At 66.4% G+C, this 1,085-nt stretch carries 1 protein-coding gene; it reads left to right on the top strand.

The window, feature by feature from the left end; genetic code table 11:
• Positions 1–388: 388 nt before the first annotated feature.
• The coding region (locus tag JHY01_RS26175; protein WP_205328672.1) for a hypothetical protein at positions 389–1,085 on the top strand (697 nt) is incomplete at its 3' end.

The raw sequence follows: 1,085 nt of genomic DNA, 5'->3' as shown, positions 1-1,085 counted from the left end.
CGACGAGATCGAGTCGGGCAAGCACTAAGCGAGTAGTGAAGCGGGGCCGCACCGGAAGGTGCGGCCCCGCTTTGCTTTGCGTGTGATGCCTTTACGGTCGGTGTGGGGTCGGGCTTAGAGCGGGCGGCGACAAAAGGGTCGCATGGTGGTGGGGTGTGCGGTGCGGCTGCCAGGCAGCGCCGGGTCCGGGGCGGCGGAGGCCCATTTGGCCCCAGGTTTGCATTGCGCCCCAGGCGGAGTGGGGGGTGGCGGGGTGGCGTGAGTGTCCCTCATGGAATGTTCACCCGGTTGGGTGATGACACCGCTACAGCATTCTGTCATCATTGAACTACGAACAAGGAAACGAAAACCAGCAGGACATTCGAGAATCGGTGAGGAGGCGAGACCCATGGCCGCATGCAACACCCACACCACCCCGGTCGCTCCGATCCTCCCCGCCGCCTCGCTCCTCTCCGCTTCCCCTGACCGCCGCTCCCAGGCTGCGGCGATCCGCTCGACCCTCGATGAGGCCGCCGCGGGGATCAACGCCTTTCACGCCCGGGTCCTGTCTGCGGTGATCGCGATGAAGGAGGCGAACCTGCACCGCTCCGAGTTCGGGTTCTCCGCCCTCCGCGACCTGCTCCTGTCCCAGTTCGACTTCACCTTCAACACCGCCAGCGCGATCGCGGCGATCGCGCGGCTGTCGGGGAAGTTCCGTCTTCTTGCTTCGGCGGCGGTGTCGGGGCAGGCTCGGATCGACCAGGTCGCTTACGCCGTCCGCCAGCTTGACCAGACCCCGGCCATGCGCGTGTTCGCCCGCACTCCTTTCACGGCCCCGGTCGTCTCCCCCTTCGACCCGGCGGTGGAGTGTGCGACGCCGGAGGCGATGGTGGTCGAGTACTGCGCTCATGCCTCTTTCAAGGACCTGCGTCGTCACCTTGAGGGGCTGTGGGCCGCGATCGCCGGAGAGACTGAGCTCCTTGATGGGCTCGGCGAGCAGTCGATGCAGCGCCTGGAGTTGATCGAGTGCGGCAATGGCATGTGGGCGCTGGAGGGGCATCTCTCGAATGCGACCGGGCGGATGCTCGACAAGTACCTGCAGACCG

This window comes from Glycomyces sp. YM15, assembly GCF_016918015.1.
GTDB lineage: Bacteria > Actinomycetota > Actinomycetes > Mycobacteriales > Micromonosporaceae > Glycomyces.
The sequence above is the reverse complement of the archived record's forward strand: the minus strand, read 5'-3'. Positions and strand labels throughout refer to the sequence as shown.